Origin of the sequence: Rhodococcus sp. WS1 (assembly GCF_003797745.1) — a bacterium.
Lineage (GTDB): Bacteria > Actinomycetota > Actinomycetes > Mycobacteriales > Mycobacteriaceae > Rhodococcus_F > Rhodococcus_F erythropolis.
The window spans coordinates 2,068,025-2,086,223 of sequence record NZ_RKLZ01000001.1; the positions used below are offsets into that span (position 1 = coordinate 2,068,025).

At 62.3% G+C, this 18,199-nt stretch carries 22 protein-coding genes and 1 riboswitch; of the genes, 13 read left to right on the forward strand and 9 right to left on the reverse strand.

What is annotated here, in order from left to right; translation table 11 throughout:
- Positions 1 to 71: 71 nt before the first annotated feature.
- On the forward strand, positions 72 to 674 hold the full coding sequence (locus EEB12_RS09565; protein WP_019747537.1) for a helix-turn-helix domain-containing protein: 603 nt from the start codon (positions 72 to 74) through the stop codon (positions 672 to 674).
- On the opposite strand, the gene EEB12_RS09570 is transcribed toward EEB12_RS09565, so the two are convergent.
- Positions 671 to 1,450, reverse strand: a complete 780-nt coding sequence (locus EEB12_RS09570) for an IclR family transcriptional regulator (protein ID WP_141487685.1) — start codon at positions 1,448 to 1,450, stop codon at positions 671 to 673. The genes EEB12_RS09565 and EEB12_RS09570 overlap by 4 nt on opposite strands.
- 167 nt (positions 1,451 to 1,617) lie before the next feature.
- Here EEB12_RS09570 and EEB12_RS09575 point away from each other — a divergent pair, with 167 nt between their 5' ends.
- Genes EEB12_RS09575 through EEB12_RS09585 form a run of 3 tightly spaced genes read left to right on the forward strand, consistent with a single transcriptional unit; the run spans position 1,618 to position 4,240 of the window.
- On the forward strand, positions 1,618 to 2,385 hold the full coding sequence (locus EEB12_RS09575) for a CoA transferase subunit A (protein WP_153211317.1): 768 nt from the start codon (positions 1,618 to 1,620) through the stop codon (positions 2,383 to 2,385).
- The gene (locus tag EEB12_RS09580; protein ID WP_020906493.1) at positions 2,382 to 3,044 is read left to right on the forward strand and encodes a 3-oxoacid CoA-transferase subunit B; all 663 of its coding nucleotides are present in this window, start codon (positions 2,382 to 2,384) and stop codon (positions 3,042 to 3,044) included. Before EEB12_RS09575 ends, EEB12_RS09580 begins: the two co-directional genes overlap by 4 nt.
- Positions 3,041 to 4,240, forward strand: coding sequence for an acetyl-CoA C-acetyltransferase (locus EEB12_RS09585; protein ID WP_141487686.1), 1,200 nt, complete (start codon positions 3,041 to 3,043; stop codon positions 4,238 to 4,240). The genes EEB12_RS09580 and EEB12_RS09585 overlap by 4 nt, the downstream gene beginning before the upstream one ends.
- Positions 4,241 to 4,312: 72 nt before the next feature.
- On the opposite strand, the gene EEB12_RS09590 is transcribed toward EEB12_RS09585, so the two are convergent.
- On the reverse strand, positions 4,313 to 4,528 hold the full coding sequence (locus EEB12_RS09590) for a BldC family transcriptional regulator (protein WP_021333209.1): 216 nt from the start codon (positions 4,526 to 4,528) through the stop codon (positions 4,313 to 4,315).
- A gap of 111 nt (positions 4,529 to 4,639) precedes the next feature.
- On the opposite strand from EEB12_RS09590, the gene EEB12_RS09595 reads away from it, so the two are divergent.
- A complete protein-coding gene (locus EEB12_RS09595) occupies positions 4,640 to 5,047 on the forward strand; it encodes a RidA family protein (protein ID WP_019747226.1) in 408 nt (135 codons plus the stop codon).
- Positions 5,048 to 5,069: 22 nt separating this feature from the next.
- Here the strand turns inward: EEB12_RS09595 and EEB12_RS09600 are convergent, their stop codons facing one another.
- A complete protein-coding gene (locus EEB12_RS09600; RefSeq protein ID WP_007734706.1) occupies positions 5,070 to 5,339 on the reverse strand; it encodes a DUF4235 domain-containing protein in 270 nt (89 codons plus the stop codon).
- Between the two features lie 187 nt (positions 5,340 to 5,526).
- Between EEB12_RS09600 and EEB12_RS09605 the strand changes: the two genes are divergently transcribed.
- Positions 5,527 to 5,742, forward strand: coding sequence for a hypothetical protein (locus tag EEB12_RS09605; protein ID WP_019747225.1), 216 nt, complete (start codon positions 5,527 to 5,529; stop codon positions 5,740 to 5,742).
- A gap of 7 nt (positions 5,743 to 5,749) precedes the next feature.
- On the opposite strand, the gene EEB12_RS09610 is transcribed toward EEB12_RS09605, so the two are convergent.
- From EEB12_RS09610 to EEB12_RS09620, 4 genes are all read right to left on the reverse strand, one after another.
- Positions 5,750 to 6,907 carry an AI-2E family transporter gene (locus tag EEB12_RS09610; RefSeq protein WP_141487687.1) on the reverse strand — a complete coding sequence of 386 codons (1,158 nt, stop codon included), beginning with the start codon at positions 6,905 to 6,907 and terminating at the stop codon, positions 5,750 to 5,752.
- Positions 6,908 to 6,971: 64 nt separating this feature from the next.
- Entirely contained in the window at positions 6,972 to 7,448 is a 477-nt protein-coding gene (locus EEB12_RS09615) for a hypothetical protein (protein ID WP_019747223.1), read from the reverse strand.
- A 136-nt stretch (positions 7,449 to 7,584) separates the two neighbouring features.
- Positions 7,585 to 7,740 (reverse strand): DUF6131 family protein, encoded by a 156-nt coding sequence (locus EEB12_RS30450; RefSeq protein ID WP_003945564.1) that lies wholly within the window; start codon positions 7,738 to 7,740, stop codon positions 7,585 to 7,587.
- A gap of 164 nt (positions 7,741 to 7,904) precedes the next feature.
- Positions 7,905 to 8,306, reverse strand: coding sequence for a nuclear transport factor 2 family protein (locus EEB12_RS09620; RefSeq protein WP_141487688.1), 402 nt, complete (start codon positions 8,304 to 8,306; stop codon positions 7,905 to 7,907).
- Between the two features lie 99 nt (positions 8,307 to 8,405).
- Here EEB12_RS09620 and EEB12_RS09625 point away from each other — a divergent pair, with 99 nt between their 5' ends.
- Positions 8,406 to 9,746, forward strand: a complete 1,341-nt coding sequence (locus EEB12_RS09625) for a DUF1254 domain-containing protein (RefSeq protein ID WP_141487689.1) — start codon at positions 8,406 to 8,408, stop codon at positions 9,744 to 9,746.
- A 52-nt stretch (positions 9,747 to 9,798) separates the two neighbouring features.
- Here EEB12_RS09625 and EEB12_RS09630 read toward each other — a convergent pair whose 3' ends face one another.
- Positions 9,799 to 10,590 (reverse strand): SDR family NAD(P)-dependent oxidoreductase, encoded by a 792-nt coding sequence (locus EEB12_RS09630; RefSeq protein WP_029254632.1) that lies wholly within the window; start codon positions 10,588 to 10,590, stop codon positions 9,799 to 9,801.
- A gap of 482 nt (positions 10,591 to 11,072) precedes the next feature.
- Between EEB12_RS09630 and EEB12_RS09635 the strand changes: the two genes are divergently transcribed.
- The 6 genes from EEB12_RS09635 to EEB12_RS09655 all read left to right on the forward strand — a co-directional run bounded on the left by EEB12_RS09635 (position 11,073) and on the right by EEB12_RS09655 (position 15,782).
- On the forward strand, positions 11,073 to 11,639 hold the full coding sequence (locus tag EEB12_RS09635) for a siderophore-interacting protein (protein ID WP_258537468.1): 567 nt from the start codon (positions 11,073 to 11,075) through the stop codon (positions 11,637 to 11,639).
- Complete coding sequence (locus EEB12_RS30800; protein ID WP_258537469.1) at positions 11,636 to 11,929, forward strand: siderophore-interacting protein; 294 nt, start codon at positions 11,636 to 11,638, stop codon at positions 11,927 to 11,929. The genes EEB12_RS09635 and EEB12_RS30800 overlap by 4 nt, the downstream gene beginning before the upstream one ends.
- A 40-nt stretch (positions 11,930 to 11,969) precedes the next feature.
- Positions 11,970 to 12,151, forward strand: a riboswitch (cobalamin riboswitch).
- A 57-nt stretch (positions 12,152 to 12,208) separates the two neighbouring features.
- Positions 12,209 to 13,222 (forward strand): ABC transporter substrate-binding protein, encoded by a 1,014-nt coding sequence (locus EEB12_RS09640; protein WP_141487690.1) that lies wholly within the window; start codon positions 12,209 to 12,211, stop codon positions 13,220 to 13,222.
- On the forward strand, positions 13,223 to 13,975 hold the full coding sequence (locus tag EEB12_RS09645) for a class I SAM-dependent methyltransferase (RefSeq protein ID WP_029254629.1): 753 nt from the start codon (positions 13,223 to 13,225) through the stop codon (positions 13,973 to 13,975).
- Entirely contained in the window at positions 13,972 to 15,012 is a 1,041-nt protein-coding gene (locus EEB12_RS09650) for a FecCD family ABC transporter permease (protein WP_020906481.1), read from the forward strand. Before EEB12_RS09645 ends, EEB12_RS09650 begins: the two co-directional genes overlap by 4 nt.
- The gene (locus EEB12_RS09655; protein ID WP_019747215.1) at positions 15,009 to 15,782 is read left to right on the forward strand and encodes an ABC transporter ATP-binding protein; all 774 of its coding nucleotides are present in this window, start codon (positions 15,009 to 15,011) and stop codon (positions 15,780 to 15,782) included. Before EEB12_RS09650 ends, EEB12_RS09655 begins: the two co-directional genes overlap by 4 nt.
- Positions 15,783 to 15,797: 15 nt before the next feature.
- Here EEB12_RS09655 and EEB12_RS09660 read toward each other — a convergent pair whose 3' ends face one another.
- On the reverse strand, positions 15,798 to 18,158 hold the full coding sequence (locus tag EEB12_RS09660) for an arylsulfatase (protein ID WP_141487691.1): 2,361 nt from the start codon (positions 18,156 to 18,158) through the stop codon (positions 15,798 to 15,800).
- Positions 18,159 to 18,199 lie beyond the last annotated feature (41 nt).

Sequence of the window (18,199 nt, forward strand, 5' to 3'; positions counted from 1 at the left end):
AGTCGAAAGGATCGTCGCAACCCGGCCCGCGAAGCCGGTAAGAAATTTGCAGAAACTGCAAAGATGAGCGCATGGACGCCGAACTCGAGCAGTTGCTTACCGATATCGGGCCGAGACTGCGAACGCTTCGTCGGGATCGCGATTTGACCCTCGAGGCCCTGTCCGACGCCACCGGCATCTCCGTCAGCGCACTGTCGCGACTCGAATCGGGTAAGCGTCGTCCCACCCTCGATCTGCTGTTACCGCTCGCGCGTGCTCACCGGGTCGCGCTGGACCAACTCGTCGGCGCTCCCGCCACGGGCGATCCTCGGGTCCATCTCACCCCGAGCCGACGCAAGAACGGCAGTGCCGTCGTTCCGTTGACGCGCTATCCGGGCCGGGTGCAGGTGTTCAAACAGGTGATCGGTCCACGTCCACCGAAGCTCGTCACCCACGCCGGCTACGAATGGCTCTACGTGCTCGCTGGGGATCTGCGTCTCATTCTGGGTACGAACGAGGTTGTCCTGCACCCCGGTGAAGTCGCGGAATTCGACACCGCCGAGCCCCATTGGTTCGGGCCCGCCGATGAACAGGTCGTGGAGATCTTGCATCTGTTCGGCCCGCAGGGCGAAAAGGCGCACGTACGCACGAAGGCAAAAACTACTACTGCGCACGAACCGGTACCCGAAAGTTAGATCACTGCATGCGTTTTCAGTCGGTTCGACAGCGTATGAGCGTACTGGAGAAGTAGCGTTCCCAACTCGGCATGACGTGTGGGCCGAAAGCGGGTTTCCACTCCGGTCAGGCTCAGCGCCCAGTCCGGGCGCCCGTTGCGATCGAACACCGCGGCACCCATCCCCCAGCTTCCCTCGACGATGAGGGCTGGATTGACGGCATAGCCGGTGACACGCGTCGACTCGATTCGCTCGCGGATTGATACCTCACTGTGGATCTCACCCCACTCCGACTCCAGATTCACTCGGGCGAAATAGTCGTCGACGTCCCGCGTCGGCAGGTGGCTCAAGATGGCAAGCCCCGCCGACGCGACCCCCAACGGGAATCGCTTCCCCTCGTGCAGCACGTGAGATCGCAGCGGAAAACTGCCTTCCTGACTCAAGATGCAGACGGTCTCGTCGCCGCGACGTGCCGAGAGGAATGCACTCTCCCCCGTGACCCGGGCGAGGTCGTCGACGATGTCGCGAGCGCGGTCGGTGATGTCGTACCGATTTCCGGCCGCGGCGCCCAGGAGGTACAACTCCGGGCCGAGAGACCACCGACCGGTTCGTGCGTCACGGTCGACCAGTCCTTCGGCAGCCAAAGACGTGAGCAGTCGGTGCGCGGTGGGCCGAGCGAGGCCGGTGACCTTGCCCAATTCCGTGGTGGAAATGCCCGTTGGCTCAGAGGCGCCGAGGGCTCGCAGAAGTGCCGCCACCCGCGCGACCATGGCCGGTGACTGCTCGTGAGTAGGCATGAGTTCATCCTAGCGTCCATTCAGTGAACGAATTTTCTTCAGATGGTCAGCAGTCGATCAGTTCTGTGTTGATATTCAAGATCCCTTGAACCTGTGAACTGGAGATAGTTCACTGGATAGCGAAGTGAGTGAGTGTCTACTCAATGAACGCTTGGCAGGGAGAAAACATGACAGCAAAGGTGTACGAGTCCGCGGCGGACGCGGTCGCCGACATCGTCGACGGAGCAACGCTGGCCGTCGGCGGATTCGGTTTGTGCGGCATCCCCGACGTATTGATCGACGCGATCGCAGCAACGAGTGCAACCGACCTCGAGGTGTTCTCCAACAACTGCGGCGTCGACGATCACGGTCTCGGAATCTTGCTGAGCGCCGGACGTATCCGACGGGTGACAGCGTCGTACGTCGGTGAGAACAAGGAGTTCGCCCGGCAGTATCTGGCCGGCGAACTCGAAGTGGAACTGACGCCGCAGGGCACGCTCGCCGAGCGTCTGCGCGCCGGCGGAACCGGAATCCCCGCATTCTTCACACCGGCCGGAGTGGGTAGCCCCATCTCCGACGGCGGAATGCCCTGGCGCTACGACGCCGACGGCTCGATCGCTATTGCATCGCCTCCGAAGGAGACTCGCGTCTTCGGAACCAAGCGTTACGTGATGGAAGAGGCGATCAACGCCGACTACGCACTCGTGCACGCTGTTCTCGGTGACACCGACGGCAACCTCGTGTTCGACAAGACCGCGATGAACTTCAACCCGCTCGCCGCGATGGCGGGACGGGTCACCATTGCTCAGGTGGAACGTCTGGTCGAGCCCGGTGAAATCGACCCGGCATCGGTACACCTGCCCGGAGTCTTCGTACAGAGAATTGTGCACACCGGCCCTCAGAACAAGCGAATCGAAAAGCGAACCGTCAGCGCTTCGGAAGGAACCTCACGATGACCGCACCAGTGACAGTGACGGGTTGGACGCGCCAGCAGATGGCAGCGCGGGCGGCTGCAGAGATGATCGACGGCGAGTACGTCAATCTCGGAATCGGTCTTCCCACACTGATTCCCGGATACCTGGGGTCGGACGTTCGTGTGGTCCTGCACTCGGAGAACGGAATTCTCGGTACCGGACCGTATCCCACCGAGGACAACGTCGATCCTGACCTCATCAACGCCGGCAAGGAGACCGTGACCGTCAATCCCGGTGCGGCATATTTTGATTCGGCCCTCTCGTTCGGGATGATCCGCGGCGGCCACATCGACACCGCCGTTCTCGGCGGCATGCAGGTGTCGAAGACGGGTGACCTCGCAAACTGGATGGTCCCCGGCAAGATGGTCAAGGGCATGGGCGGCGCAATGGACCTCGTCCACGGTGCCCGGCGTGTCATCGTCGTCATGGAGCACAACGACCGCGACGGCAACCCCAAGATCGTCGACGCATGCACCCTGCCCCTGACCGGCCAGGGCGTGGTGAATCGGATCATCACCAACCTCGCCGTCATCGATGTGAGCGACGAAGGCCCACTCGTCCTGCGTGAACTCGCCCCCGATGTCAGCGTCGAAGACGTTGTCGCCGCGACCGGCACCGAACTGAAAGTTGAACTGGCATGACCGACACGACCACTGTGATTGTTGCGGGAGCTCGTACCCCGATGGGTCGACTCCTCGGATCGTTGAAAGACCTCTCCGGGTCCGACCTCGGCGGCATCGCCATCAAAGGCGCCCTCGACAAGTCCGGAGTCGCCCCCGAACAAGTCGACTACGTCATCATGGGACAGGTCCTCACCGCCGGCGCCGGCCAGATGCCCGCCCGCCAAGCCGCCGTCGCCGCCGGCCTCCCCATGAACGTCCCCGCCCTGAGCATCAACAAAGTGTGCCTCTCCGGCATCGACGCCATCGCCCTCGCCGACCAACTCATCCGCGCCGGCGAATTCGACATCGTCGTCGCCGGCGGGCAGGAATCGATGTCCCGCGCACCCCACATGCTCGAAAAAAGCCGCGAAGGCTTCAAATACGGCGACGTCACCCTCCGCGACCACATGGCCTACGACGGCCTCCACGACATCTTCACCGACCAGGCCATGGGCCTGCTCACCGAACAAGTCAACCAACAAGAAACCGCCCACATCACCCGCGCCGAGCAGGACGCCTTCGCCGCCGCCTCACACCAGAACGCGGCCCGCGCCTGGAAAGACGGCTACTTCGACAACGAAGTAGTCCCCGTCTCCATCCCCCAACGCAAGGGCGACCCGATCGTCTTCGCGCAGGACGAAGGCATCCGCGCCGACACCACCACCGAATCCCTCGGCAAACTGCGTCCCGCGTTCAGCAAGGACGGCACCATCACCGCCGGCTCCGCCTCCCCGATCTCCGACGGCGCCGCCGCCGTGATCGTGATGAGCAAAACCAAAGCCGAAGAACTCGGCCTGACCTGGATCGCGGAAATCGGCGCCCACGGCGTCGTCGCCGGACCCGACTCCACCCTCCAGTCCCAACCCGCCCGCGCCATCGCCAAGGCCTGCGCGAAGGAAGGCATCGACCCCACCGACCTCGACCTCGTCGAAATCAACGAAGCGTTCGCCGCCGTCGGGATCGCCTCCACCCGCGAACTCGGCCTCGACCCCGCCAAGGTCAACGTCAACGGCGGCGCCATCGCCGTCGGACACCCCCTCGGCATGTCCGGCGCCCGCATCGCCCTGCACCTCGCCCTCGAACTGCAACGCCGCGGCGGCGGTATCGGCGCAGCCGCACTCTGCGGCGGCGGCGGACAAGGCGACGCACTCATCATCCGCGTCCCCAAGGCGTAATTACTTCATCCTGACCAGACAGGTCGCCGAGCCCTCATCGTGCTCGGCGACCTGTCTGTTTCATGTCGGAGGCTAGTTCGGATCAAGCGTCGTCAAACGGTTGCGCAACAACTTCTCGATCTCCGATCTTCGGTATCTCCGATGTCCGCCAAGCGTTCTCAGAGTGCCGACCTTGCCCTCCCTCGCCCACCTGGACACCGTGGTCCTGTCGACATGGAACAGTGCGGCAACCTGTTTGGTTGTCAGCCATTCGTCGACAGATGCTGCGTGCTCTTCTTCTCGGCTCATTGACAGTGATTCGTAGCCGTAGCGTGGATGGATGGGTCCGACAATGAATTGGCAACCCCTGGCGCGCTGTGAAAGACTCGCTGCAAAACTTTACTATTCCTTGGGGAAAATATGTCGAAGTCGGTAACTCTGATCCGTTCCACATCACTCTCATCGGTCGCTGAATACGCCTATGCAGCAACGGCTCCCGCCGAGGCTCGACTGATCTTCCTGGCCGGATCCTGCCCGTTGAACGAGGACGGCTCCACTGCCGCCATCGGCGACTACGCAGGACAGGCAGCCAAGGCCGTCGACAACCTGAGAACAGCTCTCTCGGACGCGGGCGCGTCCATCACCGACGTGATCAACACCCGCGTCCTGGTGGCGTCGAGCAATCAAGCCGACCTCGTTGCGGCGTGGGAGGTAGTCCGCGACGCGTTCGGTGATCACGACGCCCCAAGCACTCTGATGGGTGTGACCGTTCTCGGTTACGACGATCAACTGGTCGAGATCGAGGCAATCGCGGCCGTCGTCGACTGAACTCGAACCGAACCGGGCGTTCCTACCGGGGATCTTCGTGAGCAAGGGCCTGGTAGCCCTTTGCCCCCGCACGATCCACAGCGGCTCGCACAACAGCAAAGATGGCTCCCTGCAGGGCGGCGGCGATCAGGACTTCCTTACTCGACCTGCTCAAATCTTTTGGCTCGGGCGCATTCTTGTCGTCACCGATGCGCTTCCACACCTGCTGGAAGACGGCACCGGCCAAAATGCCGCCGAGGACGCTCGTCGCCAGTGAGAGTGGCTTGTACATCGCTTTCGATACTGCGCTCATTGCGCGGATCCTCCATGGTTCGATTCGTACCGCCTGAGCGGGCTGACCGACTCTCACTACCCCACAGGCGAACTGTCGAAACATTGCACCGGCGCGGCGCGAAGTTGACTGTCGCACGTTATGTTCCACGGTTTGCCATTTCGCGGGCCGGGTAGGATCGTCTTAGCGAAAGAAGGTTGTGTAAGTCATGGAAAACTACAGAATCGAACTACCGGACGGTACTACGGTGATGGAAGATTTCGTCTCGGATCGCGCCGCCATCGCATACGCGGTCGATCTGAATCACGGGTGTAGCGAGAAAGTATCGGTATTCCGTATCACCGACGAAGGGGAAACCATCCCGACTCGGATGTGCCCCAAGCCGAATCCTGGTTCGCGGCGTCGCGCGCGAAGCGTCCGATAGAAACCGGTCAAGAAGCGTCGAGGCGAGGGAAGAGCGTTTCTCTTGCGAGCAACAGCAAGGCCGCAGCGACCGGAATCGCCAGCAACGCACCGACAATACCGAGCAACGCTCCGCCCAACAGGACCGCGACCACGGTCACCAACGCCGGGACCGCTACCGTCTTCCCGATGATCTTCGGAACGAGCAGGTAGTCCTCGAGCAGACGTAACGCGATGAAGAATGCAACTGTCGCCAATGCCGTTGGGACAGAGACTGTCAGGGAGACCAGGGCGACGATAACCCCTGCGATCGTGGAACCGACTATCGGGATCAGATCGAGCAGAGCGACCAGCAGCGCCAGGATCAACGGGTACGGCACGTCGAAGATCAACAACCACGCGAAGGTGCACACTGCGGTGATCACGGAGATCAGAACATTGCCGAGGACGTACCCACCCACACCTGCCAGTATCTGATCACCGATGGCGATTGCTCGGGGCCGCCGCGAATGTGGCACCAGCCGATACAGATTCGTGCGGATTCGTGGATAGTCGATCAAGAAGTACGTCGTCAGTACAGCAACGATTCCGGCGTCGGCGACTGCGCTGAACACCGCCCGCCCCGCACCGAGCAAACCCGTCGCGAGCGCAGAACCCGAACCATCCAGTTGCGTGGTGAGGTGCTGCTCGAGGTGATACTTCTCGTCGAGGTCGTTGACGATCGGGTACCGGTCACGAATGTGTGTCAGGAGTTCGGGAGCGTGTGATGCAAACTGACGTCCCTGCTCGACCAGCGGGGTGATCGCAGCAACGAGAAACAGCGCCAACATCACTGCAATTCCGAGGAGTACCACGGTGACTGCGACCCAGCGCCGGAAATGTCTCCGCTCCAGCCAGACGATCATCGGTTCGATGCCCACCGCGAGAAACAGCGCGACCACGATCAGGATCAGCATGCCTCGCGCCGCAAGCAGCACTTCGATCACCGCATAAGTCACGGCAACTCCGGCCGCGGCGCTCAGACCGATGAAGAACGGTGACCGACGGTCGAATCTCGGTCCGGGCTCACCCAGCGGCCGGACAGGCGTCGCCAATGCTGCGGCTTCGCGTTCCGCTTCCACCATCGGATCTACGGCTTGGACTTCACTTTCGGAGTCCGGTGAACGGTCTGCGGAACTGGGATCCATTCAAGCCACCTCACGATCCGCGCGACTTCCCGGCACGGGAGTGAGTACCCGTGCCGTAGTCGGATCAACCTCGAGGCCTCTCCGCTCCGCTTCGGGTCAGTGCCAGCCCGGTTCCCACAACTCCGATGATCGACACTGCGATGGCGATACTGGGCCAACCGTCGCTCTGCCAGTAGACGTCGTCGAGAGTGATCAGCAACGCGGCCTCGTCGACGATGAGCCCGAGTGCAATACCCAACGCGATGCCCATCCATGTTCGTGCGCGAGGGCTTCGGTCTACGAGGCCGAAGATCGCCACCCCGGCCAACAGGAGAATTCCCCACAGGTAATGGTGAAGGTGCGTCCCACCGGCACTGATGTCGCCGACGTCCCTGGTGTCGATCTGGATCAACCAGGTCACCAGACGTGCTCCACCGAACGTCAGTGTGAAGGCCACCCACGCCAACACCAAACCGCGGCGTGACTCGTCAACTTGATTCCATCTGCGAGGAAACCTGAATCTCTCCACAGGTTTCTCTTCCGCATGATCTCGAGAAAGCATCCTTCATGTTTACCCGACGCAGCTCAGAGCGATAATTTCGGGTAGAGACACCGAAAATCAATTGGAGAACGAAAAAGCGGTACTCGATCTCCGAAGAGATCAGGTACCGCCTTCTCAGCTACTCGCGCAGTATCGATCAATACCAGACTTTTCGTCCGCCCACTGCACGCCCGGTAGCACCGAGGATGGACAAAACTGCACCTACGACGACCAAAATGATGCCGACGGTGGTCAGAATGCTCAACCCCGTGAAAAAGCCGATCAACGCCAGAATAATGCCGAGAACAATCATGTGAGAACCTCATCCGGTATGCGTATAGAAATGATCTACTCAACTGACGCTACTACAAAAACTTCACAATCAAGAAATCCGATAATCGACATCATCAATACGAAACTCGTATTAATACCCAATAATGTCGGCGTTAAAACATTGGCCTTTCTTTTTCTTATCCCTCACGGTTCGATGCCTTCGATCTTGGCCTCGACGGCCGGCGTGATGTGGCTCAACACGCAGCGCCAACGACCGTCTCGCCGGGCGAACACGTCGGTGGTCCACTCCTCGGCGTCGTACTGCCTTCCGTCGTAGTGCGCAGTATTGGTGATCCGCGTGGTGAAAAGCGCAACGTCACCGAAGAAACGCACGCGAGCGCGCCCGACGCGATCCATCGCCGAATGAGTCAGGTCGCCAGAGGCCACGAAACCCAGAAACTCCGCCTTGGTGGATATCCCGGATTCCGAGACGATCACCCAGTCGTCGGCCATGAAGTCGCCGATCCGTTCGGCGTCGTTCGAGCACATCGCGACGTTCCACTCGTCTGCAGTTGCAGTCAGCACCGCTGTTTCCTGATCCGACATGGCCTCTCCCTCTACCGTCGTCACCCTCGGCGGGTGATGTCTCGACGGCAGGGTTCCCGCAAGGTGGACGTCGAACCGACGAACTACGAGAGGGCAGAGATGACAGACACCAGTCGCACCGAGCTTGCAGCTCAGGCGTACATCTACGGATTTCCCCTCGTTTTCAATCTCGACCAGGTCCATCGGTACGTTCACGACGGTGTCGGAGCGAACCCCGCCGCACCTTTCAACACCTTCAGTCACGCCCGCACACTCGCCGGCCCGGCAGATACTTTTGTCACGATCAACAACGACACCGTGTATTCCATGGCGCAGATCGACCTTTCTGTCGGCCCCGTTGCGCTGCACGTCCCCGATACCGATGGCCGTTACTACGTCCTCCAGTTCGTCGACGCCTGGACAAACAATTTCGCTTACGTCGGGCACCGTGCCACCGGCACCAAGAGCGGAGACTTCCTTCTCGTCCCACCCACCTGGACCGGAACCCCGACCACCCAGACCACAGTGATCAGATTTCCCACGACCGTTGCATCGATCGTCGGTCGGTGGGCGTGCGGCGGCGACGACGACCTCCCCGCCGTGCACGCCTTGCAGGACGCCACCACCCTGACCGTCGTCGACTCCGCCCGGGCTCCGGCCGGTCTACCGGTCCCCGACTCCGAGGTCAGCCAGGACCTCCTCTTCCTCGAGAAACTCCGCATCTGGTCGCAGGCCTTTCCGCCGGCCCCGCGCGATCGAGAACTCCAGGATTCGTTCTCACCGATCGGAGTCACCGAGCACGGGGCCTCTCCCTATGTATCGCTGTCTGCCGACGACGCTGCGGCGCTCGCAGACGGGTTGACCGCCGGAGAGAAGAATCTGCACGAAGCACTCACGCACGGCTCCAGCCCCGAGGCCAACGGCTGGAAGCTGACTTTCCACGCCTTCGACTACAACCTCGACTACTTCGAGGTCGGCGCAATCGACGATCCACAATTCAAGATCGCCGATCCCAGGTTGCGAATCATCGAACGAGCGGCGGCGGCCAAGGGCGGGCTGTGGGGCAACCACCCCTACGAAGCGGCGTACATCATGACCTACGTCGACGATCAGGGAACGCAATTGAACGGAAACCGCACCTACACGATCAGACTCGACCCCACTCCGCCGGTGAGCGCCTTCTGGTCGCTGACGATGTACTCGGTGCCGGACTTCTTCCTCGTGGCGAACCCCATCGACCGATACTCGATCGGCGACCGCACTCCCGGCATCGTCCACGACGCCGACGGTGCGTTGACGATCACAATCAGTCACGAGGAGCCGAAAGATGCCACGGCGAAGGCGAACTGGCTCCCCTGCCCGCGCGGAGACTTCCGACCGGTCCTGAGAATGTACGAACCTTCGCCCGCCGTACTCGATCAGTCCTACGTCGTCCCCGCTATCACTCGCTCGCGAGAATGACGGCTCACGTCCGACGGCCTGCCCCAGGCCAGGCCGTCAGACGGACACAGAATCAGGCGTGCGTGCCGCCGTCGACACGGATCTCCGTGCCGGTGATGAAGGCACCATCGTCGGATGCCAGCATCGCGATAACTCCCGCAACACTTTCCGGCCCGGCCATGGGAGCACCACCGGACTCCAGATCAGTGCTCAGAATTGGCGACAGCTTGCCGAAGAGCGACCAGTCGGTGTCTTCCGGCAGGTACGACGCCGTGGTGTCGGTGATCCCGCTCTTCACACTGCCCGGAGCTACCGCGACGGCGCGCAGACCCTGCTTGCCGTATTCGAGAGCCAGTGCGTGAGTGAAGGACTGGATTCCTCCCTTACTCGCCGCATATGCGGCCATGTACGGGTGGGCGAAGGCTGCGGAGGTGGAGCTGAAATTCACCACCACTGCGTTGCCGGTGGACAGGAGAGCTGGCAGTGCCTGACGAGTGACGAGGAAGGTGCCGGTCAAGTTCACGGAGATCACCTGATTCCACAAGTCCAGTGAGGTCTCGTGGGTGTGCCCGCCTCGCAATATCCCGGCGGCGTTGACCAGTACGTCCAATCCCCCGAGAGCCGAAATTGCCTGACCCACAACCGTGATGACGGAACTCTCGTCACCGATATCGACGACGACGGTGTCGAGACGACCCTCCGTCGAGGCATGTTCAGCCGACTTCCGGGTGTCTGCCAGACCCTTCTCGGAGATGTCGGCAGCGACCACGCGGCCACCTTCGGCGAGCAACCGCAGCGCGGTGGCCTGCCCGATTCCAGATCCTGCGCCGGTGACGAGAATACGACGACCTTCGAAACGATTCATTGCTGTGTACCTTTCACGAAAACGAGTTGGCTGGTAATCCGGGCTCGGCTGCGCCGACACTCACAACTCACCCGCGAGAAACTTCAGGTACGGGAAATACGCAGCACTGCAACAGGTGTGGCACTGCGAAATCTCAGCGAGGTAATGCTCGCCGAAGTGGCGAATGTCAGACGGATCCGGCCGGTGCGGCCAAGGCTCTTTCGATCCAGACAAGACCAGAGGGGCGGCGGTCGATCGCCTTACGCCCCCGGCGGAATGTCGCTACGCCGAATCGGGCCGTGCGCAGTGCACGGCCGGAATCGAGAGTACAGCGGCGTATGGACATCACAGGCACCGTAGCAGCGCGAGTACAAGTCGCTCAAACGCGTTGTTCGCGACGCAGGTTTGATTCAGGTAATCAGATGTCACTTCTGGACAACTGTGCCGACTTAGGCAGCACTAACCTGATGGCATCTCGAAAACCCGATCCAGGAGCACAGTCGATGACACATGCAGACGCCACGAGCACAACAACTCCCCGGGCGAGCGTCCTACGAACCGCTGACCACAATCGCGGACTCATCGACGTTCTCGCCGTCGTCGAAGCAATGGAGCGACCGAGCGACCACCTGCTGCGGATCACGGCTCGTTTGACGGAGTCGACCGACGATCCGACCTGGTCACGCCCGAACGTCACCGTACGTATGAATCTCGGGCCCAATTTCGACGACGCTTCGCGTGTGTACACGGTGCGTTCCTACGATTCCGCCACCGGATCGATCGTCATCGACGTGGTCCTGCACGGACAGACCAGCCCGATGATGAGGTGGGCAGCGGCGTTGGCCATCGGTGACACCTTCGGTCTCACCGGTCCGCGACCACACTTCTTGGTCCCCGACGTTCCCGGTCGACGGATCGCACTTTTTCTGGACGGCACCGCAATACCTGCGCTGTACTCGATCATCGAGCAGCTACCCACCGGCGTGGCCGGAATCGGCTGGTTCACAACAGATGACGAGGTCGCTTTCGCCGAACTGCCCGCCCCCCCGGCCTGGAGCTTCACCGCGTGAGCGCAGATCTCGCCGAGCCCGACGGCCCACTGGCGGTACGAGCACGCGAGCTCGCCGATCCCGCGAGCTACGTCGTGTGGGGAGCCGGTGAACGCAACGAGATGCGCGCAATCCGTAAGCACTTTCGGTCGACCGTCGGACTCGACAAAGACGACGTCGCGATATTCGGATACTGGAAGCGCGGCATCAGCAACACCGAAATCGACCTCCGTCGGCGCGAGAACTACGAGCGCATCCTCGCCGGCGGTGGAACCCTCACCGACATCGACGACCTGGCCATCGAGATCTGATCGCGTACACCGGCCGACCTGACCGGCCGTGCACTGCGGTGATAAGTTCCTCTGTGCCAGCGGACCTCCACACAGGGGGTCAGGGAATCCGGTGTGAATCCGGAACTGACGCGCAGCGGTGAGGGTGACCGCCCGGGCTTACGCCACTGGATGAAAATCTGGGAAGGCGCTCGGGTGGGGCGATCTCGAGTCCGAATACCGGCTGGCAGCAGGGGTCAACAGGCGCCTGTTCACACGGTAACGGGCTCCGCGAACGAGCCCCTGCGAGAACGAGATTCCATGCGTCTGTCCAGACTTCGCCTACCCGCCGCTGCCGTCGCGGCCTTGTTGAGCGCGTCGTTGGTTGCCTGCTCCTCCGACGACAGTGCTGCCCGACAATCCAACTCTTCCGAACAATCGCGCGTGACAGTCCAGAACTGTGGCCGAGACGTCACGGTGGAGCGACCGATCGAACGGGCGATCGCGGTAAATCAGCCTGCGGCCGAAATGCTGTTCGCACTGGGAGTGCAGGACCGGATGGCCGGCTACGCCATGAGCGACGACGACGTACTCCCCGAATTACGTGAGGCACGCAGTCAGGTTCAAGCTTTCGACACCGAGTTCCCGTCCTTCGAGAGTGTCCTCGAACGCGAACCGGACATGGTCTACACGACCTTCAATTACACGTTCACCTCGGAAGGCATCGCCGACCGGACCAAGTTCACCGACCTCGGGGTCGCGACGTACCAGTCGCCCAGCGAGTGCACCGGTCAGGATGCCGAGCAGAGCAAGGCCCTCACACTCGACGACTTGTACGCCGAAATCGGCGACGTGGCAACACTGTTCGACGTCAAGGACAAAGGTGTCGAGCTGACCGAGAGTTTGAAGGATCGCGCGGCCACCGCCACGGCGTCGCTGGGAGCCGAAAACGTGACGCTGGCGTGGTGGTACGCAGCCACGAAGACTCCGTACTTCGCCGGGTGCTGCGGTGCACCGGGAATCATGACCGACGCGGTGGGCGCGAAGAACGCCTTCGACGACAACAAACAGTACTGGCCCGAAATCGGTTGGGAGAGTGTGCTCGATCGAGACCCGACCGTGCTGGTGCTCGCAGATCTCGACCGCGGCGGAGACGGCGACAGTGCCGCAGACAAGATCGCGTTCCTCGAATCGGACCCGGTCGCCAGCAAGCTCACCGCAGTGAAGAACAAGCGTTACATCATCCTCGAGGGAACGACGATGGATCCCTCGATCCGCAATGTCGGTGGCATCGAACAGCTCTCCGACGGGCTGCGCCAGTTGGGTGTGGTCTAGATGTCCGCGGAGATCAGTGAACTGGTGCGTCAGTGGGACGACCAGCAGGCGGCATACATCGCCGACCGCGAAAAGCGATTCGACGCGATTCTCGACGTTCTCGAATTGCAGTACGCGCACACCCCGTTCACGGTTGTCGACCTGGCCTGCGGACCGGGCTCACTGAGCGCCCGGATCCTCGAGAAGTTCAAGCACGCGAGCGTTGTGGGGATCGATTACGACCCGATGCTGCTGGAAGTCGCCCGTCAGTCGTCGACTCGTTTCGGTGACCGACTGCAGCTGGTCGACGCAGACCTGCTGAGCACCGATTGGCCGACTTCGGTGACTGCACCGGTGCAGGCGATAGTGTCGACAACCGCGCTGCACTGGTTACAACCGCAACAGCTCGTCGAGGTGTACCGGCAGTGCCGCGAACTGCTGAGCCCTGACGGAGTCCTGCTCAACGGTGATCACTTCCGCTTCGACAGCCGCTCCCCCGTCATCGGTCGATGGGCGAAGGCTCACGACGAGCAGACGCAACGCTCCGCCTTTGCTGCCGGCGCTCCCGCGTGGGACAGCTGGTGGGAGGAGTTGCGGGCAACTCCCGGCATCGGACCACTGACCGACGAGCGTGAGCGCAGATTCGCCGGACGCGACGCTACCGCGCCCACTGCCGTCGACTTCCAGTTGGCGGCGCTCGCGCAAGCAGGTTTTCGAGAGTCGGGAACGGTCTGGCAACTGTTCGACGACTACGTGGTCTACGGCGTGAGATGACGACAAGAGTTCGCCTGCGTGACAACCCGACGACCGTCACCCTGCTGTGGGTGATCGGTGTTGTCACGCTGGCCGGGTCGGCCGCCGTGGCGATCACGTTGGGGCCGGCCGGTCTGTCGGTCGGTGAGGTGGCCTCGATCGTCGTCGGCCATCTCGGCGGTACCGCGGCGGACGTCACCCCTATCCGCGACGGCATCGTGTGGGATCTTCGTCTGCCCCGTACTCTGCTCGCCGCGCTCTGCGGTGCGGGCCTCGGGCTGTGCGGGGCGATCATGCAGTCTCTGCTTCGCAATCCACTGGCTGATCCATTTGTCCTCGGTATCTCGTCCGGCGCCTCGACCGGTGCCGTACTGATCGTGATCCTCGGAGTCGGGTCGGGGGTGATCGGCTTGTCGAGCGGCGCCTTCATCGGCGCGGTGATCTCCTTCGCCCTTGTGTTGCTGCTCGCCCATGCGGCCGGCGGCACGCCGGATCGGGTGATCCTGGCCGGAGTCGCCGCGACCCAACTGTTCTCGGCGCTCACCTCGTTCATCGTGATCACCTCGGCCGATCCCGAGCAGACTCGCGGCGTGATGTTCTGGCTCCTGGGCTCACTCGGCGGCGCCGACTGGCTCGACGTCGCGCTCTGCGCTGCGGTGGTCGCCGTCGGCCTCGTGGTCTGTCTGACTCACTCCCGCGCACTCGACGCCTTTGCCTTCGGCGAGGACGCGGCGTCGTCGCTGGGGGTGAACGTGTGGCGAGTGCGCGTGACCCTGTTGTTGGCAACAGCTTTGATGACGGCGGTGATCGTGAGCGTCGCAGGCGCCATTGGCTTTGTGGGCCTCGTCCTCCCGCATGCGGCACGGGCTCTCGTCGGTCCGAGCCATCGGCGACTGCTGCCCGCGTCCGCACTGATCGGCTCGATCTTCCTGGTCTGGGTCGACGCTGTGGCACGTACAGCCATTGCGCCGCAGGAACTCCCGGCCGGTGTGGTAACCGCGTTGGTCGGCGTGCCTGCGTTTGCCGTCATCCTCTGGAGACGAAAGGCCAGGCCATGACACTCGAAGCGGCCGGCGTCAGCTGGCGGGTCGGCGGGGCGCTCATAGTCGACGCCCTCGACGTGTCCCCCACCGTCGGAAGTACGGTGGGGCTTCTCGGCCCCAACGGTTCGGGAAAATCGACACTGCTGAAACTGCTTGCCGGGCAGAACCGTCCGACAATCGGGGAGGTGACTCTGGACCGAACTCCGTTGCCTGATTGGAAACGCCGAGATGTCGCGCGTCGGATTGCCACCGTCGATCAGCACAGCAACACGGAGATCGACCTGACGGTAGCCGAGGTCGTCGAATTGGGACGCACCCCGCACCGCGGATTGTGGGGCGGGCATTCAGGTTCCGACCGCGACGCCGTCCGCGCGGCGATCGAACACACCAACCTCTCCGGGATGCTCGACCGGTCGTGGCACACCCTGTCCGGCGGGGAGCGCCAACGCGTGCAGATCGCGCGCGCCCTCGCTCAGGAACCTCACGAGTTGCTGCTCGACGAACCGACCAATCACCTGGACATCAACCATCAACTCGAATTGCTCGCGCTCGTGCGTCGCCTGCCCACCACCACGATCATGGCATTGCACGATCTGAATCTGGCCGCCATGTTCTGCGATTCGATAGTGATGCTGAACCGTGGCTCCATCGTTGCCCACGGAAGCCCGACCGAGGTCCTCACCGCCGACCTGATAGCCGAGGTCTACCAGGTCGATGCCGAAGTCCGCCTGGACGGTCCCGGCGGAGTACCCACCGTGAGATACCTTCCACCCAGCTCGGATTAGACGCACGCAGATCTGTCATTCACGCGAGAGCATCGCCACTGCTTCGCGTTCGAGGTCGACGTACGGTTCCCCACTGACGTCGATCGCCACCCGGCTGAGCGTTCCACCGGTAAACGCCCATGGTGAGGTACCCGGGTAGTCGTCGGTCACAGGCTCCCCGCTGTCACGGCCAGCATTGAGCCCTTCGCCGCCGCCGATGCTGAACTTGCCTGGCTGAGTGCGGATTCTGCCCTCACCGACTTTACGATCGCCGTAGTAGAGGCCGAGCACCCCGTGCGCAGTGCCCGGCGGATCCTCACCTTCCTTGTCGAAAGTTGCTGCCAAGATTACATTTTCGCCGATGGGAAGGTCTTCGGTGGCATCGATCTTCTGCTGTTCACTGCCGAGGAAGTTGTACACGTAATGCAGTCGGTTGTCCTTGACGTACAGCGAATGACCACCGAACCTGCCACCATGAGAGAAGAGCACGCCGGCCGCACCCGGTTCGGCCAAGTCGACAACTGCCCCGATCGAGTATGAACGATTACGAAGGTTGACAGCGACGGCTTCCGGTACCTCGGCTCCCCCTGGACGGTAGACGTACCGGTTGCGCGGCGGAGCCAGCTGGGGGCGAGGTGTGGTGAGGAGTTCGACACCTGACCGATCATCCAGTGGCAGAGCTTGATTGGCGCCGGCCTCGTGGAACCACAACCCCACGAGCTCGGCGAGCCTGCCGGGTTCTTCGCCGGAAAGGTTCCGGAGCTCGGCTCGGTCCACCTCCGTGTGGTAGAGCTCCCAGGTGTCTTCGGAGAAATGACCCCACCCGCTCAGAGTCGGGTGCGTGGTGACGGCCTTCCACCCGTCATGCCAAATCCCTCGTCCTCCGAGCATCGAATAGAACTGGGTGTGCTTGGCGGTGGGGATGTTGCCGGCGTCGAAGCTGTACCGCATGCTCACGCCTTGGATCGGGTGCTGGGTGTATCCCTTCACCGTGTCGGGCAAGTCGACACCGACGCAGTCGAGCAGAGTCGGGACGACGTCGATGGCATGGTGGTACTGATCTCGAATCTCGCCTCGGGCGTCGATGCCCTCCGGCCACGAGATGATGCAGGGGTCGCAGGTTCCGCCGTTGAACGAGTACCGCTTCCACATCTTGAAGGGCGTGTTGAACGCCATCGCCCACCCGTTGGGATAGTGGTTGTACGTCTCGGTGCTGCCCAACTCGTCCAGCTTTGCCAGGTTCTCGGCGAGGTCGTCGGGTACCCCGTTCGCGATTTTGTTCTCGTTGACTGAACCGTCGGGTCCGCCCTCACCGCTGGCACCGTTGTCGGAAACCACCACGATGATCGTGTTGTCCAGCTGCTCGATTTCTTCGAGGTATTCGAGCAGGCGTCCGATCTGATCGTCGCAGTGCGAGAGGAAGCCCGCGTACACCTCCGCCATCCGTGAGAACAGTCGCTGCTCGTCAGCGGACAGGGTGTCCCAGGGGCGGGTGAAATCCAGCGGCGGGAACGGTTCGCCGTCAGGTCCGGTGCGGGTGTCAGGAGTGCCTATCGGGTTGAGTGAGGGCAGAGTCGTGTCGTTCGGGACAAGTCCCATGTCCTTCTGCCTCGCCAGAATCTCATCCCGCATGGCTTCGTACCCTGCGTCGAACCTGCCCGCGTAGCGGTCGGCCCATTCGCGGGGCGCGTGATGTGGAGCGTGTGCGCACCCGGGTGCGTAGTAGAGAAATACAGGCCGGTCCGGAGCTATCGACTTCACGTCGCCGATGTATTCGAGCGCTCTGTCGGTGATGTCGACGCTGAAGTGATACCCCTCTTCCGGCGTCGACGGCTGTTCGACGGGGTGGTTGTCGTGGACGAGGTCGGGATACCACTGATTGGTCTCGGCACCGAGAAAGCCGTAGAACCGCTCGAATCCGCGACCGACCGGCCAATTCCGTTTCGTGGAAGCAAGATTCATCTCGTCTTCGGCGCAGAGGTGCCATTTCCCGACCATCGCGGTACTGAACCCCTGCTCGACCAGAACCTCGGCGAGCGTGGCACATTCGGGAGGGATGTGACCGTTCCCGCCGGGAAACCCGACCGCGCACTCACTGATGCAAGCCATTCCGTTGGTCGTGTGGTTCCGGCCGGTGAGCAGACACGATCGCGTCGGTGAGCACAGCGCTGTGGTGTGCCACTGCCCGTACCGCAATCCGTTGCCCGCGATGCGGTCGATGTTCGGCGTCTCGATCGGTCCCCCGTAGCAACCCAAGGCGCCGAATCCGACGTCGTCGAGAACGATGTAGAGAATGTTAGGCGTGCCGGCGGCAGCCTTCGGCTGCTCGTACGGGCTCCAGTCGGGAATCGAATCGCGAATATCGAGGTTGACGACGCCTTTGAATGCGTTGGCCATGACCTGGCTCCTTGTAGGTGATCTGAATGCCAGCCTCTACG

Coding starts and splice junctions, on each gene's coding strand:
- EEB12_RS09565 (WP_019747537.1), top strand. CDS start 72: ATGGACGCCGAACTCGAGCAGTTGCTTACCGATATCGGGCCGAGACTG.
- EEB12_RS09570 (WP_141487685.1), bottom strand. CDS start 1,450: ATGCCTACTCACGAGCAGTCACCGGCCATGGTCGCGCGGGTGGCGGCA.
- EEB12_RS09575 (WP_153211317.1), top strand. CDS start 1,618: ATGACAGCAAAGGTGTACGAGTCCGCGGCGGACGCGGTCGCCGACATC.
- EEB12_RS09580 (WP_020906493.1), top strand. CDS start 2,382: ATGACCGCACCAGTGACAGTGACGGGTTGGACGCGCCAGCAGATGGCA.
- EEB12_RS09585 (WP_141487686.1), top strand. CDS start 3,041: ATGACCGACACGACCACTGTGATTGTTGCGGGAGCTCGTACCCCGATG.
- EEB12_RS09590 (WP_021333209.1), bottom strand. CDS start 4,528: ATGAGCCGAGAAGAAGAGCACGCAGCATCTGTCGACGAATGGCTGACA.
- EEB12_RS09595 (WP_019747226.1), top strand. CDS start 4,640: ATGTCGAAGTCGGTAACTCTGATCCGTTCCACATCACTCTCATCGGTC.
- EEB12_RS09600 (WP_007734706.1), bottom strand. CDS start 5,339: ATGAGCGCAGTATCGAAAGCGATGTACAAGCCACTCTCACTGGCGACG.
- EEB12_RS09605 (WP_019747225.1), top strand. CDS start 5,527: ATGGAAAACTACAGAATCGAACTACCGGACGGTACTACGGTGATGGAA.
- EEB12_RS09610 (WP_141487687.1), bottom strand. CDS start 6,907: ATGGATCCCAGTTCCGCAGACCGTTCACCGGACTCCGAAAGTGAAGTC.
- EEB12_RS09615 (WP_019747223.1), bottom strand. CDS start 7,448: ATGCTTTCTCGAGATCATGCGGAAGAGAAACCTGTGGAGAGATTCAGG.
- EEB12_RS30450 (WP_003945564.1), bottom strand. CDS start 7,740: ATGATTGTTCTCGGCATTATTCTGGCGTTGATCGGCTTTTTCACGGGG.
- EEB12_RS09620 (WP_141487688.1), bottom strand. CDS start 8,306: ATGTCGGATCAGGAAACAGCGGTGCTGACTGCAACTGCAGACGAGTGG.
- EEB12_RS09625 (WP_141487689.1), top strand. CDS start 8,406: ATGACAGACACCAGTCGCACCGAGCTTGCAGCTCAGGCGTACATCTAC.
- EEB12_RS09630 (WP_029254632.1), bottom strand. CDS start 10,590: ATGAATCGTTTCGAAGGTCGTCGTATTCTCGTCACCGGCGCAGGATCT.
- EEB12_RS09635 (WP_258537468.1), top strand. CDS start 11,073: ATGACACATGCAGACGCCACGAGCACAACAACTCCCCGGGCGAGCGTC.
- EEB12_RS09640 (WP_141487690.1), top strand. CDS start 12,209: ATGCGTCTGTCCAGACTTCGCCTACCCGCCGCTGCCGTCGCGGCCTTG.
- EEB12_RS09645 (WP_029254629.1), top strand. CDS start 13,223: ATGTCCGCGGAGATCAGTGAACTGGTGCGTCAGTGGGACGACCAGCAG.
- EEB12_RS09650 (WP_020906481.1), top strand. CDS start 13,972: ATGACGACAAGAGTTCGCCTGCGTGACAACCCGACGACCGTCACCCTG.
- EEB12_RS09655 (WP_019747215.1), top strand. CDS start 15,009: ATGACACTCGAAGCGGCCGGCGTCAGCTGGCGGGTCGGCGGGGCGCTC.
- EEB12_RS09660 (WP_141487691.1), bottom strand. CDS start 18,158: ATGGCCAACGCATTCAAAGGCGTCGTCAACCTCGATATTCGCGATTCG.